Genomic DNA, 21,572 nt, shown 5'->3' with positions numbered 1-21,572 from the left:
GTTCTGGCTGCCGGTGACGAACCACACCTCGAACTGCTCGAGAGAGGTCTGGAGAGGCTGACGGGTCATGACAGTGCGAGTCCTTTAGATGGGAGGGTGGCGACGGCGGATGCTTCGACCGCGAGGCCGAGGCGGTAGCGGTGGAGATAGTCGGCGAAGCCGCTGACGTCCGCAGGATCGGGCACGACGGTCATCACGTCGACACCCGCGAACACACGGGTATCGAGGAAGGAGGAGAGGTCCGACGTGTCCCCTCCCGCAACGACGTGACGGAACACAGCGAGAACGGCGATACCCCACGCCCCGCCCTCCGAAGCCGTCGCTCCAACCGAAACCGGCACGTCGAGAGCGCCGGCGAGGAACCGCTGGGCCACGTCCGCCGTCCGGAACAGACCTCCGTGAGCAAACATGCGATCCAGTTCTGCGCCTTCGTCGTCAAGCACGCGCATCCCGAGGGCCAGGGTCCCGAACACCCCATACAGCTGAGCCCGCATCAGGTTGCCGAGGGTGAAGCGACTGTCGGGCGTGCGCACGAACAGCGGACGGCCCTCGGCGAGGCCGGCGATCGGCTCACCGGCGAGATGGTTGTACGAGAGCAAGCCGCCCGCGTCCGACTCGCCCCCGATCGCCTCGCGAAACAGAGTGTCGAAAACTTCGTCGTCCGTCACACGCTGGCCCGAGGCGGCGGAGAACCTCATGAATAGGCCGACCCACGCGGCCAGCTCGCTCGCGCCGTTGTTGCAGTGGACCATCGCCACCGCGTCGCCCGCGGGCGTCGTGACGAGATCGAGCTCGTGATGCACGTTCTGGAGGGGACGCTCGAGCACGACCATCGCGAAGATGCTCGTGCCGGCGCTGACGTTGCCCGTGCGGGGGGCCACCGAGTTGGTAGCCACCATTCCCGTTCCGGCATCACCCTCCGGCGGGCAGAGGCGCGCGCCGGCGTGGAGCATTCCCGTCGGGTCGAGCAGGAGAGCGCCCGAAGCGGTCAGCTCGCCCGCCGTCTGACCGGCTCGAAGGGCCTCGGGCAGGAGGTCGATCAACGGATGACGCAACCCGGAGCCGGACACGAGTCGGTCGAACTTCTCGAGCAGGTCGACGTCGTAGTTCCGGGTCGACGAGTCGATCGGGAACATGCCCGACGCGTCGCCGACACCGAGCACTTTGCGCCCGGTGAGCTTCCAGTGCACGTAGCCGGCGAGGGTCGTGAAGAACGCGACGTCGCCGACGTGCGGCTCCTCGTCGAGCACCGCCTGGTACAGATGGGCGATGGACCAGCGCAGCGGGATGTTCACGCCGAACAGCTCCGATAGCACCGCCGCCGAACGGTCGGTGTTGGTATTGCGCCAGGTGCGGAACCCGGTCAGCAGCTCACCGTCCTCGCCGAAGGCCAGGTACCCGTGCATCATCGCTGACACGCCGATCGCGGCCAGCGACTCCAGCGGCACGTCGTAGCGGCGACGCACATCGGCGACCAGGTCGGCGTACGCGGCCTGCAAGCCCGCCCACACGTCGTCGATGGCGTACGTCCACAGCCGGTCGACGAACCGGTTCTCCCACGCGTGGCTTCCCACCGCCAGCGCCGAGGACGGGTCGTCGGCCAGCACCAGGCACGCCTTGATGCGCGTCGACCCGAGCTCGATTCCCAGCACCGCCCGGCCGTTCGCGATCGCGGATGCCGCAGCCTCGACGTCCGCGGTCATGACTGCGCCTCCTCGGCATCGCGGCGCGCATCGGTGGACTGCCCGTACACGTTCTGGTACCGGTCGTAGAGCCGATCGATCGCCTCCTGCGGAAGCGGGATGAGCGGCCCCGCCTCGCGCGCGTAGTGGACCGTGCGGGCCACATCCTCGACCATCACGGCGGCCTTGACCGCGTCCTTGGGTGAGACCCCGATCGTGAACGGGCCGTGGTTCTGCATCAGCACCGCCCGCGAACGGTGACCCGTGAGCGTCTCGACGATGCCCCGGCCGATCGAGTCGTCACCGATGATCGCGAACGGGCCGACCGGGATCGGACCGCCGAACTCATCGGCCATCGCCGTGATCACGCACGGGATAACCTCGCCCCGCGCCGCCCACGCCACCGCGAACGTCGAGTGCGTGGGCACCACTCCCCCGACCTCGGGCATATTCCGGTACACATACGCGTGCGCCGCGGTGTCGCTCGACGGGCTGCGGTCCGAGCCCGGCGACCCGCGCACCACATTGCCGTCCAGATCGCACAGAATCATGTTCTCCGGCGCCAGGTCGTCGTACGACACCCCCGACGGCTTGATCACGAACAGATCCGCACCCGGAACACGGCCCGACACGTTCCCGCCGGTCCAGACGATCAGGTTGTAGCGCACCAGCTCGGCGTGCAGCTTCGCCACATCCGCGCGCACTGCGTCGATCGACGCCTCCAACTCAGTTTCGTGCCGTTGCGGGTAGGCCTTCAACGCATCGTTCGCGATCAAGGGTTCAAGCAGATTAATCACCGCCTTCTGTCAGGGCACGGTCGTTGCGATCTGGATGAAGCATCCGGATGCCCCCGAGGTTCACCTTCGACTTCACGGTGGTGGCCAGATTTGCCACGGAGACCGTCGATGGCCTCGCCGATGAAGCGAAAACCCGGCTCGCAAGTCGCAATCCGTGGATCGTGCTCTCACGGGTGGTGGAAGATTTCGGGCAGCTCATGCCACCACTCGCCCAAGACACGCTCGTCGAGCGGACGCTGCAGGGGCTCCTGCACCGCCCACCAGCGCTGTGTCTGAGGGTCGGCGGCGATCGCGGCCATGTCGGCCGCGTAGTCGTCGCCGACGTACTCGAAGTACGAGAAGAGCAGCTCGCCGTGCCGGAAGATCGAGTAGTTCGTGACGTTACTGGCGGTCAGCCGCTCAAGCACACCGGGCCACACGGCGGCGTGGTAACGCTCGTACTCCTCACGGTTCTCAGCAGGCAGGCCGATGACCGACGCGATCCTCTTCATCGTTCCTCCGCCTGCTCGCGGCCCGAGCCCTCGCCCACCGCGGTCGCCTCGGGGACGGCGACGCGCACCCCCTCGCTTTCCTGCGACTCGTACGCCGCCTCGACCACCGCCATGGTGTGGAGGACGTCGTCGACCGAGGTCGGGAGCTCAAGGATGGACCCCTCGGCGAAGCGTTGCACGGCGCCCATCGAGCCGATGAAGGCATCCGGGAACCAGGACCCCTCGAACCGGACCGGCTGCCACCCCGCCGCCTTGTCGTCGAGCCGGACCATCTCGAGTGCGTCCGGTCCCCCCGCCGGGTAGTCCAGCAGAAGCCCCATCTGCGCGCGAATGGCCCCGTCAGTGCCCTCCCACTTAACGAAGCTCTCTTCGTAGGCGCCGCCGAACGCGTGATCGTGGTTCGTGCTCACGGTCACCCGCAGCGGGCGGTCTCGGTAGCGCAGCAGAATGGTCGAACGTGTGTTCGCGATGTCATCCTTCGCCGGATGCGGAAGCGTGATGGCGCTCACCGAATCGGGGTCGCCGAAGAACGACCGCACCAGATCGAGGTAGTGCACGCTGTGCATGTTGATCTCGAGGCGCTCGAGCCCGAATACATGCGGGAACAGGTTCCAGGGGGTGTCGACGGAGACCCGGACCTCCATGTCGTACACCTCACCGATCGCCCCCTGGGCGATGAGCCGGCGCGCCTGCTCGACGTACGGGGCGAACCGCAGCTGGGTGTTGACGGCGGCGAAGAGACCCTTCCGCTGGCAGAGGTCGCGCAGCTCGATAGCCTGCTCCAGCGTGTGGCCCAGCGGCTTCTGGATGAGCACCGCCGCGCCGTCGGGAAGCGCACGTAACGCATCCAGGTACTGCTCGGGCATGAGCGCGATGTCGTACACCGCGTCCGCGGGAGCCTCCGCCACCGCTTCGGCGACTGTGCCGTACACGTGCGCGATGCCGTACTCGTCGGCGAGGGCCCGTGCCCGCGGCACCGTGCGGTTCACAAGCCCCCACACAGGGTAACCGGCCTTGCGGTAGGCGGGGAGGTGGGCATCCTTGACGATGCCCCCCGTGCCGACGATCACGATCGGCCGAGGGCGCGCGGGCAGGCGCACCGTGTACGCGTCGGCGGGGTGGAGTTCCGGATGTCCGGTCATGTCGTCAGCCTTTCACCGCGCGACCGTCTGGTCGCGCACGAGGTACCGCTGCGCGCGGACGAACACGATGAGGCGCGGGACCACCGCTCGGGCGCCACCGCTGCCGGTGCTCCCGGCACAGCCTGCGAGAGCGCGTGCGGAGCGATGACCCCCGCACTCCCACGAGGAATCTCATGGTCTTCATTGACACTCCTTCGCGTGAGGTGGCGTCCCGATCGCGCGGCCTGTGAGCCTGTCGCGCACGGTGGTCGGGAACCTTCGGTCAAACGTTAATCCGGACTTCTGGCGACTCAACGGTTTGCTTATTTCGTCTGAACCGGTATCCGGTCGTAGCAGAGTACATCGGATGAATACCCTCGTCCAGCAGCGCAAGTGAAGAGGGGTTGCCAGAAAACAGGAGAGTGATTAGATCATTAAGTGCCGAGGCGCGCCGGATCCAACCGATAGAACTCGGCGGTCGTCCGGCCGAGGATCTGCTCCCGTGAGTCCCTGTCGAGCGCGTCGAACAGGGGCTGCAGCCCGTTCCAGACTCGCGTGTAGCCTCCAGCGAGCACCGAGATCGGCCAGTCCCCGCCGTACATGAGCCGCCCGGGCCCGAACAACTCCAGTGCGCGGTCGAAGTACGGGCGGATCGCCTCTGTCGTCCAGGCCCCCATGTCAGCGGTGGCGGAGTAGAGCCCGCTGACCTTCGCGTGGACGAGCGGATTCTGGGCGGCCGCCGCCATGAGGTCGTCCCAGGGCTCATCGTCGGTGAGCCCGATCGGCGGCTTGGCCAGATGGTCGATGACCATGCGCAGCCCGGGGTGGCGCTCCGACAGGATCGGCACCAGCTCCAGATGTCGCGGGAGCACCGCGACGACATCCAGCGCCACGTCGCGCCGCTCCAGGGCGGCCAGGGCGGCGTCGACCTCGGGCCGCAGCAGCCAGTCGGGATCTGGCTTGTTGTGGATCAGGTTTCGCACCCCCACCAGGAGCGAATCCGACGACCAGTCGTCCAGCGTGCGCTCCGTCTGCTCGGCGTCGTCGAGCGGCGCGAAGCCGACGATCCCGACGACCTCGGGGTGCCGCGCCGCCGACGCGCGCATGATCTCCGTGTCCTCGGGGTTGTCGGCGGATTGCACCTGCACGGTGAAGTCGACGCCCGCCGCTCTCAGCTCGGGCGCAAGGTCCTCGAACGTCATGGCGCCGTCGATGGGGGCGAGCTCGGGCCCCAGCCAGTCGTAACGAGCCTGCGCCGGATCCCAGACGTGCTGGTGAGCGTCGATCACAGGAAAGGTCATGTTCGTCTCCATCAGTTCGGTGCGGTGCCGTGTGCGATTCACAGCATGCGAAGACGATCCCACACCGTGCGCAGGGATGCGCCTTCGCGCGCGAGCGCGAGCACTTCATCTTCCTGGCGGCGCGGGACCACCACGACACCGCCGTCGTCCGCGATCACGAGGTCGCCGGTCTCGATACGCATACGGGAGAGCGCGATAGGCATCGTGGACGTCGACGATGCGCAGCCGCGGCCGAAAGTCGATCGGCCAACGCGAGCGCGAGGACGCCAGAAGCCCAGCGCGGCGGTGCGGTCGGTTCGATTATCCGATGAACAAGTGTTCCTGTGGTAAGCAAACGATTGAGTAAGGGCTATTCCTCGGCTGACTTTCGAGAACCTACACTGACACGTGTGAGTGACGATCAGCCCCCGGGCGAGAGCCGATCGCAGACCGACGTCGTGATCCAGGGCATCAAGCAGATGCTGACCCGCGGGGAGCTCGGGCCGGGATCCAGGCTGCCCGTCGAAAAGGATCTCGCCGCTCGGCTGGGCGTCTCTCGTGGCTCTCTGCGCGAAGGTGTGCGCGCGCTGGCGGCGCTCGGCGTACTGGAGACCCGCCAAGGAGACGGGACCTACGTGACCTCGCTCGATCCGACGAAGCTCCTGAGCCCGCTCGGATTCCTCGCGGACCTCCAACAGCCCGCCCATGCGGAGGACCTCCTCGCCGTCCGCCGCGTGCTCGAGGCTGAGAGCGCCGCCCTCGCGGCGACGCGGCTGTCCGAGGACGAGCTCGGCGAGCTCCATCGGGTGCTCAGCGTCGTGGACGGCATCCTCGAGAGCGACCCCGACATGGACCTCGAGGCCTTCATCGACGCCGACACCGAGTTCCACCGGATCATCGCCCGGGCCAGCGGCAACCCCCCGCTCGCGGCGATCATCGACACCCTCGTCGGGCGCACCTTCCGTGCGCGGCTGTGGCGGGCCATCTCGCAGCGCGGTTCGGTGCGCGAGGCGCAGGCAGAGCATCGCGCCATCCTCGACGAGCTGGCGCGCCACGACCCGGAGCGGGCGCGGATCCGCATGGAAGTCCACCTGCTGGGCGTGGAGGAGTTCAGCGCCGCCCATGCGGGCGAGATCCCCGACGACGAGTAGCAGCGCTCAGCGAGAACGCCAGTACGACCCCGTCGGGAAGGCGTACTCGTCTACCGACGAGTCATGCATCTGCGCGCTGTAGCCGGGCAGGCTCGGACGCACAGCTCCTCGTCGCGAGTGCGCGGGCAAGGTGATGGTGGTCATCCGTTCTCCCCCGGGATGAGCCCGCCCTCGGCGAGCTCGTGCCACAATGCGTCGGGCACGGGCCGTTGCGCACGTTCAAGGTTCTGCTCGACCTGGTCACGGCCGCGCGCGCCGAGCACGACCGACACGACGGCGGGGTGGCGCAGGACGTACGCCACGGCTGCCTCAGGAAGGGTCACCCCGTGCCGCTCGCACACGTCGGCGATCTCGTGGGCGCGCTGGACGAGCGCGGCCGGGGCCGGGGCGTAGTCGAAGAGGGCGTCCGCCGGCGGACGGGGAGTGCTGAGGAGCCCGGAGTTGTACACGCCGGCTGCGACGATGCCGACCCCGCGCTCGAGCGCGAGCGGCAGGAGCGCCACGGCGGCGGAGTGGTCGAGCAGCGTGAACCGGCCGGCGCACATCACGACGTCGACGTCCGCGCGGCGGATGAGCTCCGCCAGCGGCGCGGCGTGATTCATCCCCGCGCCCACCGCGCGCACGACGCCCTGCTCGCGCAGTTCGATGAGCGCTCCGACGCCTTCCGTGGAGGCCTGGTCGAAGTGGTCGTCCGGATCGTGGAGGTAGAGGATGTCGAGACGGTCGAGGCCGGTGCGCTCCAGCGACGCCTCGACAGATCGCAGGATGCCGTCCCGGCTGAAGTCCCATACGCGGGCCGGGTCGGCGGGCACGTCGAAGCCCTCCGCATCGCGCTCCTGCGCGGTGGCCGGGCTCGGGACGAGGAGCCGTCCGACCTTCGTGGATACCACGTACTCATCGCGCGGCCGGCTGCGCAGCTGCGCACCCAGACGACGCTCCGACAGGCCCACGCCGTAATGCGGCGCCGTGTCGAAGTAGCGGATGCCGCCTTCCCAGGCGCTGTCGATTGTCTGGACGACCTCGTCCTCGGTCGTGACGCGGTAGAGGTTCCCCAACTGCGCGGCCCCGAGACCGAGTTCGGTCAGCTCGGGTCCTTGCCGCAGTGCACGCGTAGGCATGGCGTCCTTTCGATCGCGCCCAGCCTAGCCGATTCATCGGATGACTTGACGCGTCAGGTCGGATGCAACGTTTGGCCTTGGGGCATCAGCCGCATAGACCTGTTCATCGGCCGCAAGCTCGGATCATGCGCGAGGAGCGCCCGTGGACTCGCGCACCACGAGCTGCGGCGCAGGGTCCCGCACCACTACGGTGGAGACAGCGCCGGCGGTGATCCGCTCGAACACCGCGGTCATCGCCATACGGCCGAGCTCGTAAAGCGGCATGCGCACCGCGGTGAGCGGGGGCCACGCGTTCTCGGCGGTCCAGGCGTCGTGCATCGCAACGATGGACAGATCCTCGGGGACCGAGAGCCCGCGACGCCGTCCCTCGAGCAGCGCCCCGTGCGCGGCGTTCACGTTCGCGACCACGACGGCTGAGGGCGGCCAGTCGAGCCCCGCAAGCTCTGCCAGCGCGATCCCGCCACTGCGCGGGTCGTAGCCGAGGCGGGTGATGAACTCCTCGCGGACTTCGAGTCCGGCATCTGCCATCGTCGCGCGGAATCCCGCTTCGCGCCGTCGGGCGGTATCGGATGCGGGTAGCCCGTTGATCAGGGCGATGCGCGAGTGCCCGAGGTCGATGAGGTGCTGGGTCGCCAGGCGCAGTCCGCGCTCATCGTCGAGCACCACCGACCCAACGCCCTGCGGAGGCATCGAGTTGACGAAGACCACCGGGAGCCTTCCCGCCACCAGGCTCTCGAGGTCCTGTGGGCGCATGTTGTCGCCGACCTGCACCAGCACGCCGTCGACGCGGCCCTCGCCTATGAGGCGCGGGATCTGCTCCTCGTCGTCAAGCATCCCCTCTGCCCGGGCGAGCAGGACCATATAGCCGCGGCGGTGCGCCTCGTCCTCCACGCCGCGCATCAGCTCGGTGAAGATCGCGTTGGTGAGATCGGGCACCACCAGGCCCACGACGTTGGTGCGCGCGAACTTGAGCGCTCGTGCGGCGAAGTTCGGCCGGTACCCGAGTTCGGACGCGGCATCGTGGATGCGCTGACGCGTCGCCTCGCTCACACGCGCGCTCGGAGCGTCGCTCAGCACGCGCGAGACGGCGGAGACGGAGACTCCCGCGCGGGCGGCGACATCGCTCAGCGTGGCCATGGGCCTAGTGTAGGGATGTCCGCGGTGCGGGCGCGGATCACGGCGCGGCCGGCGCGCGGCGGTTGACGAGATAGAGGTGCGTGAGCACCATCACGGTCTCGTCGCGGTGGGTCACCACCGTGACCAGCTCGTGGACGTAGCCGTACTCTTTCGGGCGCTTGACGTGCGCGGTCTTCTCGGTGATTTCCGCCGTGACGCGGATGGTGTCTACGATGAAGACAGGCCGGATGAACCGGATACGGTCGTAGCCGTAGCTCATCGCCTGCGGATTGATGTCCCCCGCCGTCATCCCGACCGCGACCGAGACGATCAGGGTGCCATGCGCGATCCGCTGTCCCGCGGGCTGGGTCGCCATCCACTGGGCGTCCATGTGGTGTGGGAAGAAGTCGCCGGTCTGCCCGGCGTGCAGCACGATGTCGGCCTCGGTGATCGTGCGGCCGACGGTCTCTCGCCGCTCGCCCACCTCGATGTCCTCGTACCAGCGGTCGATCGTCCTCATGAGGCCACCAGCCATTGCTGCACGCCCTCGTCGAGGCGCTCGCGCAGTCGATCGTCGGAGAGGCGGCTCTGCAGCGCGGCGGTGACGTGCTCGGACAACGCGTTCTGCAGCTCGATGTACCGCACGAAGCGCGGGCGCACGTACGCACCCTCGAGCGTCGCCCGCGTACCGCGGAAGAAGTCGAGCGAGTCGGCGTTCGTCCGGTCGCTCTCCCACGCCACAGCGTTGCCAGGTTGACCGCCCGCGTCGTAGTAGACGCCCTCCTGGACCTCGGCGGAGTCCAGCCAGAACGCGTGGTCGACCGCCTGCTCCGGATGCCGCGTCCGCGCCGATACCGCGATGCCGGCGCCGCCCATCAGCGAGCCGCGCACGCCCTCCCGCGAGGCGGGGATGTCGATGTAGCGAACGCGGTGGGGCCGGAACCCCGTGCGGCTGTAGTTCGTGTAGCCGAACATCAGGGGGACGTACGCGTAGCGGTCGCCGGAGCTCAGGGCGTCAGCGGCCTGGATGGGGTTCCACTTGCTGTTCTCTGCCGGCACCAGCCGGGCCAGCTTGCGCAGCGTCTCCATCGCCTGTCCGAGAGCGTCCGCCGAGAGGAAGACATCAGGCGAGCGCATCGGTTGCTCGCCATTTCCGGAGGCGACCGTGACGAGGCTCGAGAACGCGTCGACCGGCTTGTGCGGCCAGAGCACCCGACCTTCGGCGGCGAGCGCGAGAACGCCGTCCCAGTCGCCCGGCGGCTCGGGCAGGAGGTCGGGGCGGTACGCGGCCACTTGGGCCGCGGCATCCGTCGCCAGACCCCACTGACCACCGGCATGCGCGTACGTCTCGTGGGATACGCCGACAGACTGCCCGGCGAGCACCGCGAGTTCGTCGTCGTGGCCGGTGCCGTCCAGGCGAAGGAACAGGCCGTGTTCGGCGGCGAAAGGGATGTGTGGGTGGTCGATCACAAGGAGGTCGTAGTCCTCGATCAGCTGCTCGAGCGGCTGATCGGCGAAGGCCTGCAGGGAGCGCTGCTCCCACCGCACCTCAACGTCGGGCGCCACCGCGCGATAGGCCTCGGCCGCGGCCGAGACGCTGCCGTAGCCGCGCGCGTGCTCCCATGTGATGCCCCGGAGGATCGTCGTCATGTCATGCCCTTTTCACGCACGGGCGGGAACTCCGCGCGCACTCGTTCGTCGTCCTCGCCGAGCGCCGGTGCAGCCTTGGTGCTGGTGAGGATCTCGCCGTCGATGCGCAGCGGGCTGCGCGTGGTCGAGATCTGCGCCTCACCGCGGGTCACCCGCTGCGTCATTCCGATCGCGGCGAAGCCCTCCGACGCCAGGAGCTCATCGAGGGTGAGGACGGGTGCGCACCACACGTCAGCCGCATCGAGGATCGTCAGCCAGCGCTCGGTGGTGTCTGTCGCGAAGCGGGCAGCGAGGATTGTCTCGATCGCCTCCTGTCGGTCCCACGCATCCTGGGGGTCGGTCATCTCCTCGAGCTCGGGCAACTCAAGGAGCGTCCCGAGCTTCGGGATCGGGTTCATCGCGAGCGCGATGTAGCCGTCGAGCGTGGGGTAGGTGCCGTACGGCGCGGCCAGGAAGGCATGAGCAGAGTGAGGGCCGTGCCGCTCCACGCGGATGGAGTCGTCGTTGAGTTTCGCGCTCAGGAGTTCGAACTGCATGTCGAGCATGGCTTCGAGCAGGCTCGACTCGACATGCCCGCCCTCGCCGGTGCGGAATCGCCGCACCAGGAGCGCCGTGACCCCCTGCGCGATGTGGCAGCTCAGCAGATGGTCGGCGATCGACAGCCCCACCGGCACAGGCCCGTCATCCTTCGATCCGCCGAGCCACGGCAGCCCCGAGATCGACTGCGCGAGCAGATCCTGCCCTGGGCGATCACGCCACGGCCCCTCGGTCCCGTAGCCCGTAGCGCTGGCGTAGACGATCGACGGATTGATCTCGCGCACCGTTTCGTAGTCGAGGCCGATGCGCTCCATGACGCCAGGACGGAAGTTCTGGATCAGGACATCCGCCCGGGCGATGAGCTGCTTGACGTAGGCGAGGTCGTCTGGGTTCTTCAGGTCAGCCGTCACCGACTCCTTGTTTCGGTTCATCGCGTGGAACGAGACGGTATCGCCGTCGATCACGCGGCCGGCGAAGGCCAGGGTGCGGCCGATGTCACCGACGCCGGGGCGCTCGATCTTGACGACGCGGGCGCCGAGATCGGCGAGCCGCAGGGCCGCCACCGGCCCGGCAAGGAACTGACTGAAGTCCAGAACGAGCAGGCCCTCGAGGGGTCTGATGTTCGATATGGTCATCGGCGTGGGGACTGCTTTCTTCCGATCTTATGGCCAGCGTGATCAATCGTTTGCTCATGCTAATTTATGGGGCCTCTGGCCGCAAGGCGACACTGCACGGCCGATAGGGCATGATGAGACCGAGCAATTCATCTGATCTTCAGGGGACTTCGGTGCTGATAGCAAGATACAACGGAAACCGCACGACAAAGGTGGCCGAGGACGAGCCGAGCGCACCCGCACCGGGTCAGGTTCGGATCGCTGTCGCGCACGTGAGGAGCAACGCCGTGATGATGACCGTGCCGTGGCCGCGCTCCAGCCGCCTCGCTCCAGCCGACCTCGACGGCGCCTTCGCGTGCCTGCCTCCGGGCGACTGGCAGGGCGCGCCGGGCCGCGCCGAGCTCGACCGCCGACGTCCGGGCGACGTCATCCGCTGACCCGATCCCCATCGAAGGAGAACCCATGACATTCGGTCGCCTCGGCGCCCGCGGGGGCGAGATCCCCGTTCTGCACCGCGACGGTCGCACGTACGACCTGCGCCCGCTCACCGCCGACATCGACGGCGCCTTCCTGGCCTCAGACGGTCTCGCCCGCGCGGCCGCGGCGCTCGGCGAGGGCCGACTGGAAGAGCTGGCGAATGCCGCATCGCTCCGCGTGGGCGCGCCGATCGCCGCACCCGGCAAGATTGTATGCATCGGCCTGAACTATCACGACCATGCCGCCGAGACCGGCGCCAAGGTGCCGTCCGAGCCCGTCGTGTTCATGAAGGACCCGTCGACGATCGTCGGGCCGTTCGACGACGTGCTCATCCCCAGGAAGTCGGTGAAGACCGACTGGGAGGTCGAGCTCGGCGTGGTGATCGGCACCGAGGCGCGCTACCTGGACTTGACCGACGACGCGCTCGCGCACGTGGCGGGCTATGTCCTTTCGCACGACGTATCCGAGCGCGAGTTCCAGCTCGAGCGCGGCGGGCAGTGGGACAAGGGCAAGAGCTGCGAGACGTTCAACCCCCTCGGCCCCGGCCTGGTTCCGGCATCCGCCGTGGGCGACCCCCAGGCGCTCGGCCTTCGACTGTGGGTCAACGGCGAGCTGCGCCAAGACGGGTCGACCGCGTGGCAGATTTTCCCCGTCGCGCACGTGATCTGGTACCTGTCGCAGTTCATGGTGCTGCGCCCCGGCGACCTCATCAACACCGGCACCCCTGCGGGCGTCGCGCTCGGCATCCCGGGCGAGCCGTACCTTCGCGAGGGCGACGTGGTCGAGCTCGAAATCGACGGCCTCGGTCGCGCAAGGCAGCGGATGGTGCAGGGATGAGCGCGTTCGACGGGCTGGTCGTGATAGTGACGGGCGGGGCATCCGGAATCGGACTCGCGACCGCGAAGTCGTTCGCCGACGGCGGCGCCTCGGTGGCAGTGCTGGACGTCAACGTCGACGGACTCGAAGACTGCCTCTCAGGCTTTCGCGCCGACGTGACCGATCGGGCTTCGGTGGATGCCGCGACCGCTGCCGTCGCTGAGAGGCTCGGGGGCATCGACATCGTGGTGAACAGCGCCGGTGTGAGCTCGGTCGGAACCGTCGAAGAGGCGACCGAAGAGGACTGGGAGCGCGTTCTCGACATCAACGTGCGCGGCACGGCGCGCGTGTGCGCATCGGCGCTGCCGTATCTGCGCGAGTCGGAGCACGCCGCGATCGTTAACGTCTGCTCGATCGCGGCGCTTAACGGGCTTCCGCAGCGCGCAGTCTACTCGGCTTCCAAGAGCGCCATTCTTGGGCTGACTTTCGCGATGGCGACCGACCACGTGGCTGAGGGCGTCCGCGTGAACTGCGTGAACCCCGGTACCGTGTCGACGCCGTTCGTCGACCGGATGCTGCAGGGCTTTCCCGACCCGGTGAAGGAGCGCGCCGCACTAGACGCCCGCCAGGCGACGGGACGGATGGTGACACCCGAGGAGGTCGCCGGCGCGATCGTCTATCTCGCGAGCCCCGACTCGGCGTCCACCACCGGCACGGCGCTCGACGTCGACGGCGGCGTCACTCATCTGCGAGTGCGCCCGCGCAGTTGAGTAGGGAGAGCCCAGTAGCGGCCGCCGCCGGGACGGCGGTCCCCCTTGAGCCGAAGAGGCTGCACGGCAGTAGTGAACCGCGCCACCCGGCTGGGGGCGCCGCAACCGAAGCGGTCCCGGGCGGTGTTGTCATGCGCGGCGAGGCAAGAGGAGGACTTGCTTGCGTAGGCCAGTGCTTCATCCTGGACAAACCATCACTCGTGAACGAGGGATTCGTTGGCACACATTTGGTGGTGCGGGCACGCAACGCGGGGTCGTCACGATCACGCCCGGGATTCTGGCCGTGATCGTTTTGACTTCGCCCGGTCTACGCCAGCGGACGCCCCAGCTCTGAAGTCCAGTCGCGCGCGCGACAAGCGCGAATGATGAGGACGGTCCGGCTTGCCCACCAGAGGGTTGACGCCCGGAGAGGTCGGGGGCTCGGTCACTCCCGCCGCAACAAGTCCGGTACCAGGAGCGACATTGGGACGATCCTCGTCTCTGGCGCCCGGCACTGATGGTTCAGGTTCTACTCGACCACGGGCGTTCGGACGTGCGCCCAATCGAGGTGAAGTTGCCTCCGATTGAACCTCCGAGTCATCGCGGTGCCCGTCTTGCGATTCGGTGGCTGCTATGGCACGTCCGTCTTGGGCATCCCTCCCACGGAGGCGATCGCGGCTTCCGCGTGGGCGCAGGCCTCTGCGTCCGTGAGCACGGTGTAAACAGCCTCGTACATTCGACTCTCGCCCGACTGAAGCCAAATCATCGATCCATCGTCCCGAGCTGCTTGATCGCCGGCGACGCGGTGGGTGGACGGCTCGAGACCGACCGCGTAGCCGCCCTGTCGCATGTTCACCCATTGGAAGAAGTGCGGAAAGGACGCCGCATCCGATTCAAGCGTCAGGCCGAATCCGAGAGCGTCGCTAATCAGCGCGACGCGATGCCGGTCGGCCGCGTCAGCGAACAGGTCATGCTCATGCACCTGCTCGACGTAGTCCTCAACAGGTAAGCGAGGGTCTCCGCGTTCGAGCATGGAGTGCGAGAGCGGCCGCGCCGACAAGCGGAGCCTCCCCTCCTAGGAGGGCGGGGACAACCGTTACGGCCGCGCCTGCCGGGAGAATCGCCAGGCTCCGTGCGATCGCTTGTACGCGAGCCACATAGTCCGGCGCAGCGTATGAGAACCCTCCGCCGATGGCGGCGCGTTCGATATCGAGCGCGGCTCCAAGAGCCGAAATCGCCTGCCCCACCGCTCGGGCTGAACGCTCGATCGCTGCAGCGGCGATCGGGTCTCCGGACTTCGCGCCCCGCGCGAGATCCTCGCCATTCTCACCTGGCCACCCCTGAGTTCGGGCCCACCTGACAGCGCCTGTTCCGGAGGCGATACCCTCTAGCGTCGCGTCTTCGGGTGTCGATCCGGCAGGATCCCGCAGATACATTTGCCCGATGTGACCGGCGTTGCCGGTCGCACCGCTGATCAATTCTCCGTGAAGGATCAGTCCTCCGCCGATGCCCGTCGATACCGTCAATGCGACAGCGTTGTCCACGCCGATCAGCGATCCGAATCGGTGCTCGGCAAGGGTGATGCACGTGCCGTCCAGAGCCATCTCTATCGGGCAGTCTGCGGCGATCAGAGCGCGCACTCGCTCGCGTATCGGAAACCCATTGAGCAATGGGAGATTGAGCGGGGCGATCGTCCCTCTTTGCAGGTCGACAGGGCCTGCGGCGCCAATGCCGACTCCGGCGACTGCATCCGCACGGCCGGCGACCGCACGCGCGATCACAGACCTCAAGGCCTCATCGAACTGGCGGACGGTCATGGCGCGGCCGGTGGCCGCGCGGGATCGGGTGGCCTCAGCGATCTGTCCAGCCTCGTTCACGAGAGCTGCCTCGATCTTGGTACCCCCAACGTCGATGGCAAGTATCGTGGCGGGTGCAGTCATGCCGAGAACCCTCCGGGTGCGGTTAGCCGACGTCGCGCATCATGCTCTCCCATACGACCCTCCCTACCCCTGTCGCGGTCGCCGCGTTCGTTCTGTGAAAAGAGACGTTCCCCACCTATCTCAGCCGCCTCGATCAGTTGAGAGAGGAAGTCGGTGAAGAACGCATGCAAAAATCAAGATCGTCGTTGGCAACGCGATCACCCCATACGCTACCCCCACCGCCAGCGGCCTGCTAATCAGCCCAAGGCTGTCGAAGACTTGGAAGTACGGGACAACCAGCGAGACAAGTGGGACCAGTTGCGGCTATGAACAGACCTATGAACCGTTGCGACCGCGTGGGCCGTGAAGGCCGGAGAAGTATGCCCCTGCGAGCGTAACGAAGACGGGTGAAACGAGCGTTATGGGAGTCCACATTGAGAGCGGAGCTTGGGCAACGGTAGATTTCCGGGCTTCATTCTTCGTGCGCCGTGTTACCTGCCCGACTGGCGGGGTATCGACCTCAAGCGGGCACGCCTGCATCGTCGGTGAGCACGGCGATATCGAGTTCCTGCTGGCTGAGACAGCCGAGGGCGGTGGCGGCGGCTAGGTTTTAGAACGCTTCGATCCCGTCGAAAACGCCGTGCTGAGCTCGGCCCGGGTGGCCAGGAGCGCAGTTGATAATCTGCTCCACGCCGGATGCTTATGTCTTGATCAAACGATGAATCATCTGGCAAGATGACAGAGGATGCTCGCTGCGCTCTCTCGGACTCGCCCGGCGTGTTCCGCCGCCCGAGACAAGGAGAGTCGTGACCACATCGCCGCCCTGGGTTAGCCCTCGGCTGCAGCACGCGCCGCCCCGGCCGGCTCGCAAGCTGCATCTGGACTTCCACAATTCCCGCCATATCCCCGCCATCGGCGATCGCTTCGACGCGGCGCAGTTCGCTGCCACTCTGGCGGATGCGCACGTCGACACGGTCGTGCTGTTTGCAAAGGACATGCACGGGTACTTCTACTACCCCACTGCGACCGGCCCGACCCACCCGGGTTTGAGCGGCCGCGATCTCCTCGGCGAGCAGGTCGCGGCCTGCAGGGCGCGAGGCATCCGGGTCCTGGTCTATTACTGCGTGACCTGGGACAACGAGCTCGCCGAGAGCAGGCCCGAGTGGCTCGCGTTCCGGCGCTCTCGCGAGAGCTACCTGCCCAAATTCGGCGAACCGCCGGGATGGACGGCGTTATGCCTGTCGAATCCTGACTTCATCGACCTCATGCTCACGCACGTTGAAGAGATCATCACGAGGTACCGTCCCGACGGCGTATGGTTCGACATGCCCATGCCCAACGAAGACAACGAGTGTTTCTGTCGCAACTGCCTGGCGGCCATCCGCGAGCGGGGAGAAGACCCGTTGGACCTCACCGCTCAGCGGCACCAGATGCAGCGTCTTCTGATGACGTGGCTGGAGAGGTCCTCCGCCTTCGTGGAATCCCTCAGTCCCGGCGCGATCGTCGAGCAGAACAACCAGACTCGGCTCGGGTTGCAGGAACGGAGCCCGCTCCTGCACAACGTGGAGGTCGAGGCGCTTCCCACAGGGGGCTGGGGGTACGGATACTTCGGCGTCATGGCCCGTTACTGCCGAGGACTCGAGATGTCCTACACCGGGATGACGGGACGATTCCTGAAATCCTGGGGTGATTTCGGCGGCTTGAAGAGTCGGCAGCAGCTCGCTCTTGAAGTCGCCGCCATCGTGGCGACGGGGGCGGAGGTCTCGCTGGGGGATCAGCTGCCGCCCTCGGGGGTGCTTGATCCGGCGGTCTACGAGACCATCACCCCCGTCTACGCCGAGCTCGAGCGACTCCACCCCTTCCTAGAGCGGGCCGCCGGCGTGGCGGAGGCAGCGATAGTAGTCTCCGGACTTCAGCTGGCGGACTTCGCGCGGATGGAGACCGGAGCCGATCCTTCGCTGGTGTCAGGGGTGCTCGGGGCCTCACGGCTCCTCATAGAACGGCGGATCCAGTTCGATGTCGTCGAGGCCGGTACCGTGCCCCTATCCCGCTACCGCCTTCTGGCGCTGACCGAGGGGTCCGCCTTCAGCGGAGAGCAGATCGCCGAGATCGAAAGATTTCTCCAAGAGGGCGGCCGGATCATCTCGAGCGCGGCACCGGGAACGGCGCAGGACTCCTCGTGGCGTCGCGCCCTCGGAATCACCAGCAGTGAACCGTCCCCCTTCGTGCCCGCGTACGCCACGACACAGCTGACCGGGCTCAGCACCTTCGACTTCGCCCTCTACGACGGGGCCGACCGCTGGACCGTGGAGCCCCGGCCGGAGGTCGAGACCTTCGCCACCCTCGCCGAACCGCTATTCAACCGGGATGGTCGGCGATACACCAGCCACGCTCAGGCACCCGTCGCGGTGCGTACGGATCGGCCTGTGTTCCTCGCCGACGGGGCGTGCGCGGAGATCGCCTTCCCTCTCGCCGGCGGGTACCACGACCACGGCTACTGGGCATACTCCGCGCTCTTCGCCGCCGCGCTCGATCGCATCTACTCCGATCAGCTTCTGCGCGTGAGCGGTCCAACGACGCTGGAAGCATCCGTGACACACCAGGCCGCCGGGCCGCATCACGAAGAGCGATGGATCGTCCACCTGGTCAACTTCGCGGGCGCGCGCAGGTCAAGCGGTGACCGGCTCGAGTTCTACGACGACCTCGTGCCGATGCGGAGCGTGACCGTCGACCTCGCCCTGGCGCACCGGAATTATCGGGCATTCGTGGCCGAGTCCGCCATTGAGCTCCCGATCGCCTGGGAAGGCGATCGGGCGACGGTGGAGGTTCCCGTGGTCGAGATCGCCGCGCGGGTGGTCTTTCAAGCCACGGACACTTCCGCTGACGCGCGCGTCCAGTAGGTCCCGTCAGGGAAGGCGTAATCCGCGAGGGAGGCAACGTGGATCTGGGCGCTGTATCCCGGCGCCGCGGGGAGCCGGTACGCGCCGTCGAGGACCACGCACGGGTCGACGAAATGTTCGTGGAGGTGATCGACGAACTCGGTGACCCGATCCTCCAGTGTTCCCGAGACGGCGACGTAATCGAAGATGGAGAGGTGCTGCACGAGTTCGCACAGTCCAACACCGCCCGCGTGTGGGCACACCGGCACGTCGAACTTCTTCGCGAGGAGATAGACCGCGAGAATTTCGTTGACGCTCCCCAGTCGGGCGGAGTCGAGTTGGCAGTAGTCCAGCGCACCGGCCTGGAACATTTGCTTGAAAAGCACTCGGTTCATCCCATGCTCCCCTGAAGCGACTCCGATCGGTGCCACCGCTCGGCGGATCGCCGCGTGGCCGAGGGCGTCGTCCGGGCTCGTCGGCTCCTCGATCCACAGCGGACGGAACGGCGCCAGCTGCGTGACCCATTCGATCGCCTGCGGGACGTCCCAGACCTGGTTCGCATCGATCATCAGAGTCACGTCCCACCCGATCACCTCCCGAGCGATCGCGAGCCGCCTAAGGTCGTCCTCGAGGTCAGCTCCCACCTTGAGTTTGACGTGGCGATACCCCTGATCCATCGCTTCGTGAAGCAAGCGCCTCAGCTTGTCGTCGCTGTACCCGAGCCAGCCTGCGCTCGTGGTGTAGCAGGGGTAACCCGTTGCGCGTAACTCCTCCACACGTGCCGCTCGGGTCGGCGCGAGATGCTCGAGCATCTCGATGGCCTCGTCCCGCGTGAGCGCGTCGGACAGATAGGTGAGGTCGGCCGCATCCACGAGCTCCTCCGGCGTCATGTCCACCAGAAGGCGCCAAAGCGGCTTGCGCGCCCGTCGCGCTGCGAGGTCCCACACGGCGTTCATGACCGCCGCCAGGGCGAGGTGGATCACACCCTTTTCCGGACCCAGCCATCGCAGCTGCGAGTCGCTCTGCAACATGCGATACGTCCCGCCGAGATCGGTGACGACGTCATCCACGTCCCTGCCGATCAGGGGAAGGACCCGCTGTTCGGCGGCGGCTACGCACAAGTCATTCCCGCGCCCGATCGTGAAGGTGAATCCGTATCCGGCAAGCCCCGGCTCGTCCGTTTGCAGGTGCACGTACGCCGCGGAGTAGTCGGCGTCCCCGTTCATCGCGTCCGACCCGTCGAGGCTGGACGACGTCGGGAATCGCAGGTCGGTCACGGTGGCCGCGGTGATGGTCGGCATCAGTTGATCGCTTTCTGAGAGGTCGGGTCGGTGGTCGGGTAGCCCGCCGGGAGCAGCGCCGGGGCGTGAGGCTCGCGCCAAAGTCGCGCAGGGACCGCGGCGAGGTAGCGCTCGACGTTGCTGTCGATCTGGGCGCCGTTACGGGCGTCGACGTCGATCGAGGCGACGGCAGGATGCAGGCGGGAGAAAGTCTGGACTGCCTGGGGAGGCGTGCCCTCTGTCTTGGTCGGCCGTGCGGGCTTTTGGTCGAGGACGATCGGGCGTGCGGTTGCCGTGCGGACGGGATCAGTCATCGTCGGACTCACGGGGGTCGCTCAGGTGGGCTGACGTGCGTTTCAGCCAAGACTCCACCCCGGCGACATGAGCGATCATGAGCGCTTCGGCGAGGTCGGCGTCTCTGGCGGCCACGGCCGCGACGATGGCGCCATGCTCTTCGAGTGTCTTGTCCACCGCTGATTCCTCGGAGAGTCCGCGCCAGACGCGCGCTCGAACGGTGCTGCTGGAGAGGGTGTCGAGGATTCCGACGAGGTAGCGGTTGCTGGCCGCTGAGGCGAGCTCTCTGTGGAACTCGATGTCGTGCGCAACGAGCATCTCGATCGACGAATCGGCGCGAGTGAGTGCAGCGATATCCTGCAGCCGCGCCACCAGCTGGTCGTCGGCGTTGACGGCAGCCATCCGGGCGGCGGACGCCTCCAGAATTCGTCGCACGCCGAACATCTCGATCAGGGTCTCGGTGTCGTGGACGTCCACGACGAACGAGATCCCCTCGAGAAGGAGATGCGGCTCCAGGCTCGTGACATACGTTCCGTCGCCTTGGCGGACGTCGAGCACCCGGATCATCTCGAGCGCCTTCACCGCTTCTCGGAGGGAGTTGCGTGCGACACCGAGTCGCTCTCCGAGTTCGCGCTCAGGGGGCAGTCGGTCTCCGGGCTTGATTTCCCCGGATTCGATCATTCGCTTGATCGCGGCGATGGCGTTATCGGTCTGCGTCATACCGGTCGATCCTTCGCTGTCATCGATGCAGGCAGGGGGGTGGGTGTCATCGGAAGACGCCTCCGAGGGCGATGCCTTTGGTGATGTGTCGGTTGAGGAGGAGGTAGATGATGATGATGGGGATGGAGGCGAGGGCGAGGCCGGCGAAGATGGGGCCGAGGGCGGTGTAGAACTGGCCGCGGAAGCCGAGGAGGCCGACGGGGATGGTTTGGGAGCTGGCTTGTTGGAGCAGGACGATGCCGAGTTGCGCTTCTCCCCAGATGAACACCAGGGCGAGCAGTCCGACGCCGACGATGGGGCCGAGGGAGAGGGGAAGGACGATGCGGGTGAAGGCTCCCCAATGGGTGAGTCCGTCGATGGCGGCGGCTTCGACGAGTTCGGCGGGGAAGTCGACGAAGAAGGCGTGGAGGACGAGGATCGTGGTGGGCAGGGCGATGACGCCGTAGGCGATGCCGACGGCGAGGGGATTGCTGACTATGGCGAGGCTGTCGAAGAGTTGGAAGTAGGGGACGACGAGCAGGACGAGGGGAACGACGGTGGCCGCGAGGAAGACGCGGAGGAAGCGTTGGCGGCCGCGGGGTCCGAGGAGGCTGGAGAAGTAGGCGGCGGGGGCGCCGACGCCGAGGTTGATGATCAGCCCGGAGACGGCAACGATGGCGGAGTTGAGGAAGTAGGTCGCGAGTCCTTCTCCGCCGGCGGGTCCTTCCCAGGCGACGGCGAAGTTGTCCAGGGTCCACTCCCCGCCGATGCCGAGGGGGTAGGCGAAGATGTCTCGCTGGGGTCGGAAGGCGAGCAGGGTGATGAAGACGAAGGGGACCAGGGTAAGGAGGGTCCAGAAGACCAGCGGGATCTGGGAGAGAGCGGTGGTGAGTTTCTTCATT

General features: G+C 67.2%; 22 protein-coding genes. 5 read left to right on the top strand and 17 right to left on the bottom strand.

What is annotated here, in order from left to right; translation table 11 throughout:
• Positions 1 to 65: 65 nt before the first annotated feature.
• From OB08_RS13325 to OB08_RS13300, 6 genes are all read right to left on the bottom strand, one after another.
• The gene (locus OB08_RS13325) at positions 66 to 1,703 is read right to left on the bottom strand and encodes a xylulokinase (RefSeq protein ID WP_461475498.1); all 1,638 of its coding nucleotides are present in this window, start codon (positions 1,701 to 1,703) and stop codon (positions 66 to 68) included.
• Positions 1,700 to 2,440: an L-ribulose-5-phosphate 4-epimerase gene (locus OB08_RS13320; protein ID WP_461475502.1), complete on the bottom strand. Its 741-nt coding sequence runs from the start codon at positions 2,438 to 2,440 to the stop codon at positions 1,700 to 1,702. Before OB08_RS13320 ends, OB08_RS13325 begins: the two co-directional genes overlap by 4 nt.
• A gap of 206 nt (positions 2,441 to 2,646) precedes the next feature.
• Complete coding sequence (locus OB08_RS13315; RefSeq protein ID WP_461475496.1) at positions 2,647 to 2,970, bottom strand: L-rhamnose mutarotase; 324 nt, start codon at positions 2,968 to 2,970, stop codon at positions 2,647 to 2,649.
• Positions 2,967 to 4,112: a Gfo/Idh/MocA family protein gene (locus OB08_RS13310; protein ID WP_461475494.1), complete on the bottom strand. Its 1,146-nt coding sequence runs from the start codon at positions 4,110 to 4,112 to the stop codon at positions 2,967 to 2,969. Before OB08_RS13310 ends, OB08_RS13315 begins: the two co-directional genes overlap by 4 nt.
• A gap of 413 nt (positions 4,113 to 4,525) precedes the next feature.
• Positions 4,526 to 5,392 (bottom strand): amidohydrolase family protein, encoded by an 867-nt coding sequence (locus OB08_RS13305; protein WP_461475492.1) that lies wholly within the window; start codon positions 5,390 to 5,392, stop codon positions 4,526 to 4,528.
• A 38-nt stretch (positions 5,393 to 5,430) separates the two neighbouring features.
• Positions 5,431 to 5,595 (bottom strand): hypothetical protein, encoded by a 165-nt coding sequence (locus tag OB08_RS13300; protein ID WP_461475490.1) that lies wholly within the window; start codon positions 5,593 to 5,595, stop codon positions 5,431 to 5,433.
• A 186-nt stretch (positions 5,596 to 5,781) separates the two neighbouring features.
• Here OB08_RS13300 and OB08_RS13295 point away from each other — a divergent pair, with 186 nt between their 5' ends.
• Entirely contained in the window at positions 5,782 to 6,522 is a 741-nt protein-coding gene (locus OB08_RS13295; RefSeq protein WP_461475488.1) for a FadR/GntR family transcriptional regulator, read from the top strand.
• Between the two features lie 140 nt (positions 6,523 to 6,662).
• Here the strand turns inward: OB08_RS13295 and OB08_RS13290 are convergent, their stop codons facing one another.
• The 5 genes from OB08_RS13290 to OB08_RS13270 form a co-directional block, all read right to left on the bottom strand.
• Positions 6,663 to 7,640: an aldo/keto reductase gene (locus tag OB08_RS13290; protein WP_461475486.1), complete on the bottom strand. Its 978-nt coding sequence runs from the start codon at positions 7,638 to 7,640 to the stop codon at positions 6,663 to 6,665.
• A 123-nt stretch (positions 7,641 to 7,763) separates the two neighbouring features.
• Complete coding sequence (locus OB08_RS13285) at positions 7,764 to 8,777, bottom strand: LacI family DNA-binding transcriptional regulator (RefSeq protein ID WP_461475485.1); 1,014 nt, start codon at positions 8,775 to 8,777, stop codon at positions 7,764 to 7,766.
• Positions 8,778 to 8,814: 37 nt separating this feature from the next.
• The gene (locus tag OB08_RS13280) at positions 8,815 to 9,276 is read right to left on the bottom strand and encodes a MaoC/PaaZ C-terminal domain-containing protein (RefSeq protein ID WP_461475483.1); all 462 of its coding nucleotides are present in this window, start codon (positions 9,274 to 9,276) and stop codon (positions 8,815 to 8,817) included.
• Positions 9,273 to 10,406, bottom strand: coding sequence for an extracellular solute-binding protein (locus tag OB08_RS13275; RefSeq protein ID WP_461475481.1), 1,134 nt, complete (start codon positions 10,404 to 10,406; stop codon positions 9,273 to 9,275). Before OB08_RS13275 ends, OB08_RS13280 begins: the two co-directional genes overlap by 4 nt.
• Complete coding sequence (locus OB08_RS13270) at positions 10,403 to 11,578, bottom strand: CaiB/BaiF CoA transferase family protein (RefSeq protein WP_461475479.1); 1,176 nt, start codon at positions 11,576 to 11,578, stop codon at positions 10,403 to 10,405. Before OB08_RS13270 ends, OB08_RS13275 begins: the two co-directional genes overlap by 4 nt.
• 152 nt (positions 11,579 to 11,730) lie before the next feature.
• Here OB08_RS13270 and OB08_RS13265 point away from each other — a divergent pair, with 152 nt between their 5' ends.
• Genes OB08_RS13265 through OB08_RS13255 form a run of 3 tightly spaced genes read left to right on the top strand, consistent with a single transcriptional unit; the run spans position 11,731 to position 13,620 of the window.
• Complete coding sequence (locus OB08_RS13265) at positions 11,731 to 11,994, top strand: hypothetical protein (RefSeq protein ID WP_461475477.1); 264 nt, start codon at positions 11,731 to 11,733, stop codon at positions 11,992 to 11,994.
• A gap of 25 nt (positions 11,995 to 12,019) precedes the next feature.
• On the top strand, positions 12,020 to 12,871 hold the full coding sequence (locus OB08_RS13260) for a fumarylacetoacetate hydrolase family protein (RefSeq protein WP_461475475.1): 852 nt from the start codon (positions 12,020 to 12,022) through the stop codon (positions 12,869 to 12,871).
• Positions 12,868 to 13,620 (top strand): SDR family NAD(P)-dependent oxidoreductase, encoded by a 753-nt coding sequence (locus OB08_RS13255; protein ID WP_461475474.1) that lies wholly within the window; start codon positions 12,868 to 12,870, stop codon positions 13,618 to 13,620. Before OB08_RS13260 ends, OB08_RS13255 begins: the two co-directional genes overlap by 4 nt.
• Before the next feature lie 610 nt (positions 13,621 to 14,230).
• On the opposite strand, the gene OB08_RS13250 is transcribed toward OB08_RS13255, so the two are convergent.
• Together OB08_RS13250 and OB08_RS13245 are read right to left on the bottom strand one after the other, a co-directional pair.
• Positions 14,231 to 14,581 carry a DUF4432 family protein gene (locus OB08_RS13250; RefSeq protein WP_461475472.1) on the bottom strand — a complete coding sequence of 117 codons (351 nt, stop codon included), beginning with the start codon at positions 14,579 to 14,581 and terminating at the stop codon, positions 14,231 to 14,233.
• A gap of 16 nt (positions 14,582 to 14,597) precedes the next feature.
• A complete protein-coding gene (locus OB08_RS13245) occupies positions 14,598 to 15,539 on the bottom strand; it encodes an ROK family protein (RefSeq protein WP_461475470.1) in 942 nt (313 codons plus the stop codon).
• A gap of 785 nt (positions 15,540 to 16,324) precedes the next feature.
• On the opposite strand from OB08_RS13245, the gene OB08_RS13240 reads away from it, so the two are divergent.
• Positions 16,325 to 18,418, top strand: coding sequence for an alpha-L-fucosidase (locus tag OB08_RS13240; protein ID WP_461475468.1), 2,094 nt, complete (start codon positions 16,325 to 16,327; stop codon positions 18,416 to 18,418).
• Here the strand turns inward: OB08_RS13240 and OB08_RS13235 are convergent.
• From OB08_RS13235 to OB08_RS13220, 4 genes are read right to left on the bottom strand one after another with little or no spacing between them, the layout of a single operon-like run.
• A complete protein-coding gene (locus OB08_RS13235; RefSeq protein WP_461475466.1) occupies positions 18,379 to 19,698 on the bottom strand; it encodes an L-fuconate dehydratase in 1,320 nt (439 codons plus the stop codon). The genes OB08_RS13240 and OB08_RS13235 overlap by 40 nt on opposite strands.
• A complete protein-coding gene (locus tag OB08_RS13230) occupies positions 19,698 to 19,991 on the bottom strand; it encodes a hypothetical protein (RefSeq protein WP_461475464.1) in 294 nt (97 codons plus the stop codon). The genes OB08_RS13235 and OB08_RS13230 overlap by 1 nt, the downstream gene beginning before the upstream one ends.
• The gene (locus OB08_RS13225) at positions 19,984 to 20,691 is read right to left on the bottom strand and encodes a FadR/GntR family transcriptional regulator (protein WP_461475462.1); all 708 of its coding nucleotides are present in this window, start codon (positions 20,689 to 20,691) and stop codon (positions 19,984 to 19,986) included. The genes OB08_RS13230 and OB08_RS13225 overlap by 8 nt, the downstream gene beginning before the upstream one ends.
• Positions 20,692 to 20,737: 46 nt before the next feature.
• Positions 20,738 to 21,571, bottom strand: a complete 834-nt coding sequence (locus OB08_RS13220; protein ID WP_461475460.1) for a carbohydrate ABC transporter permease — start codon at positions 21,569 to 21,571, stop codon at positions 20,738 to 20,740.
• Position 21,572 lies beyond the last annotated feature (1 nt).

The sequence above is a fragment of the Microbacterium sp. HJ5 genome (genome assembly GCF_054824025.1).
The sequence above is the reverse complement of the archived record's forward strand: the minus strand, read 5'-3'. Positions and strand labels throughout refer to the sequence as shown.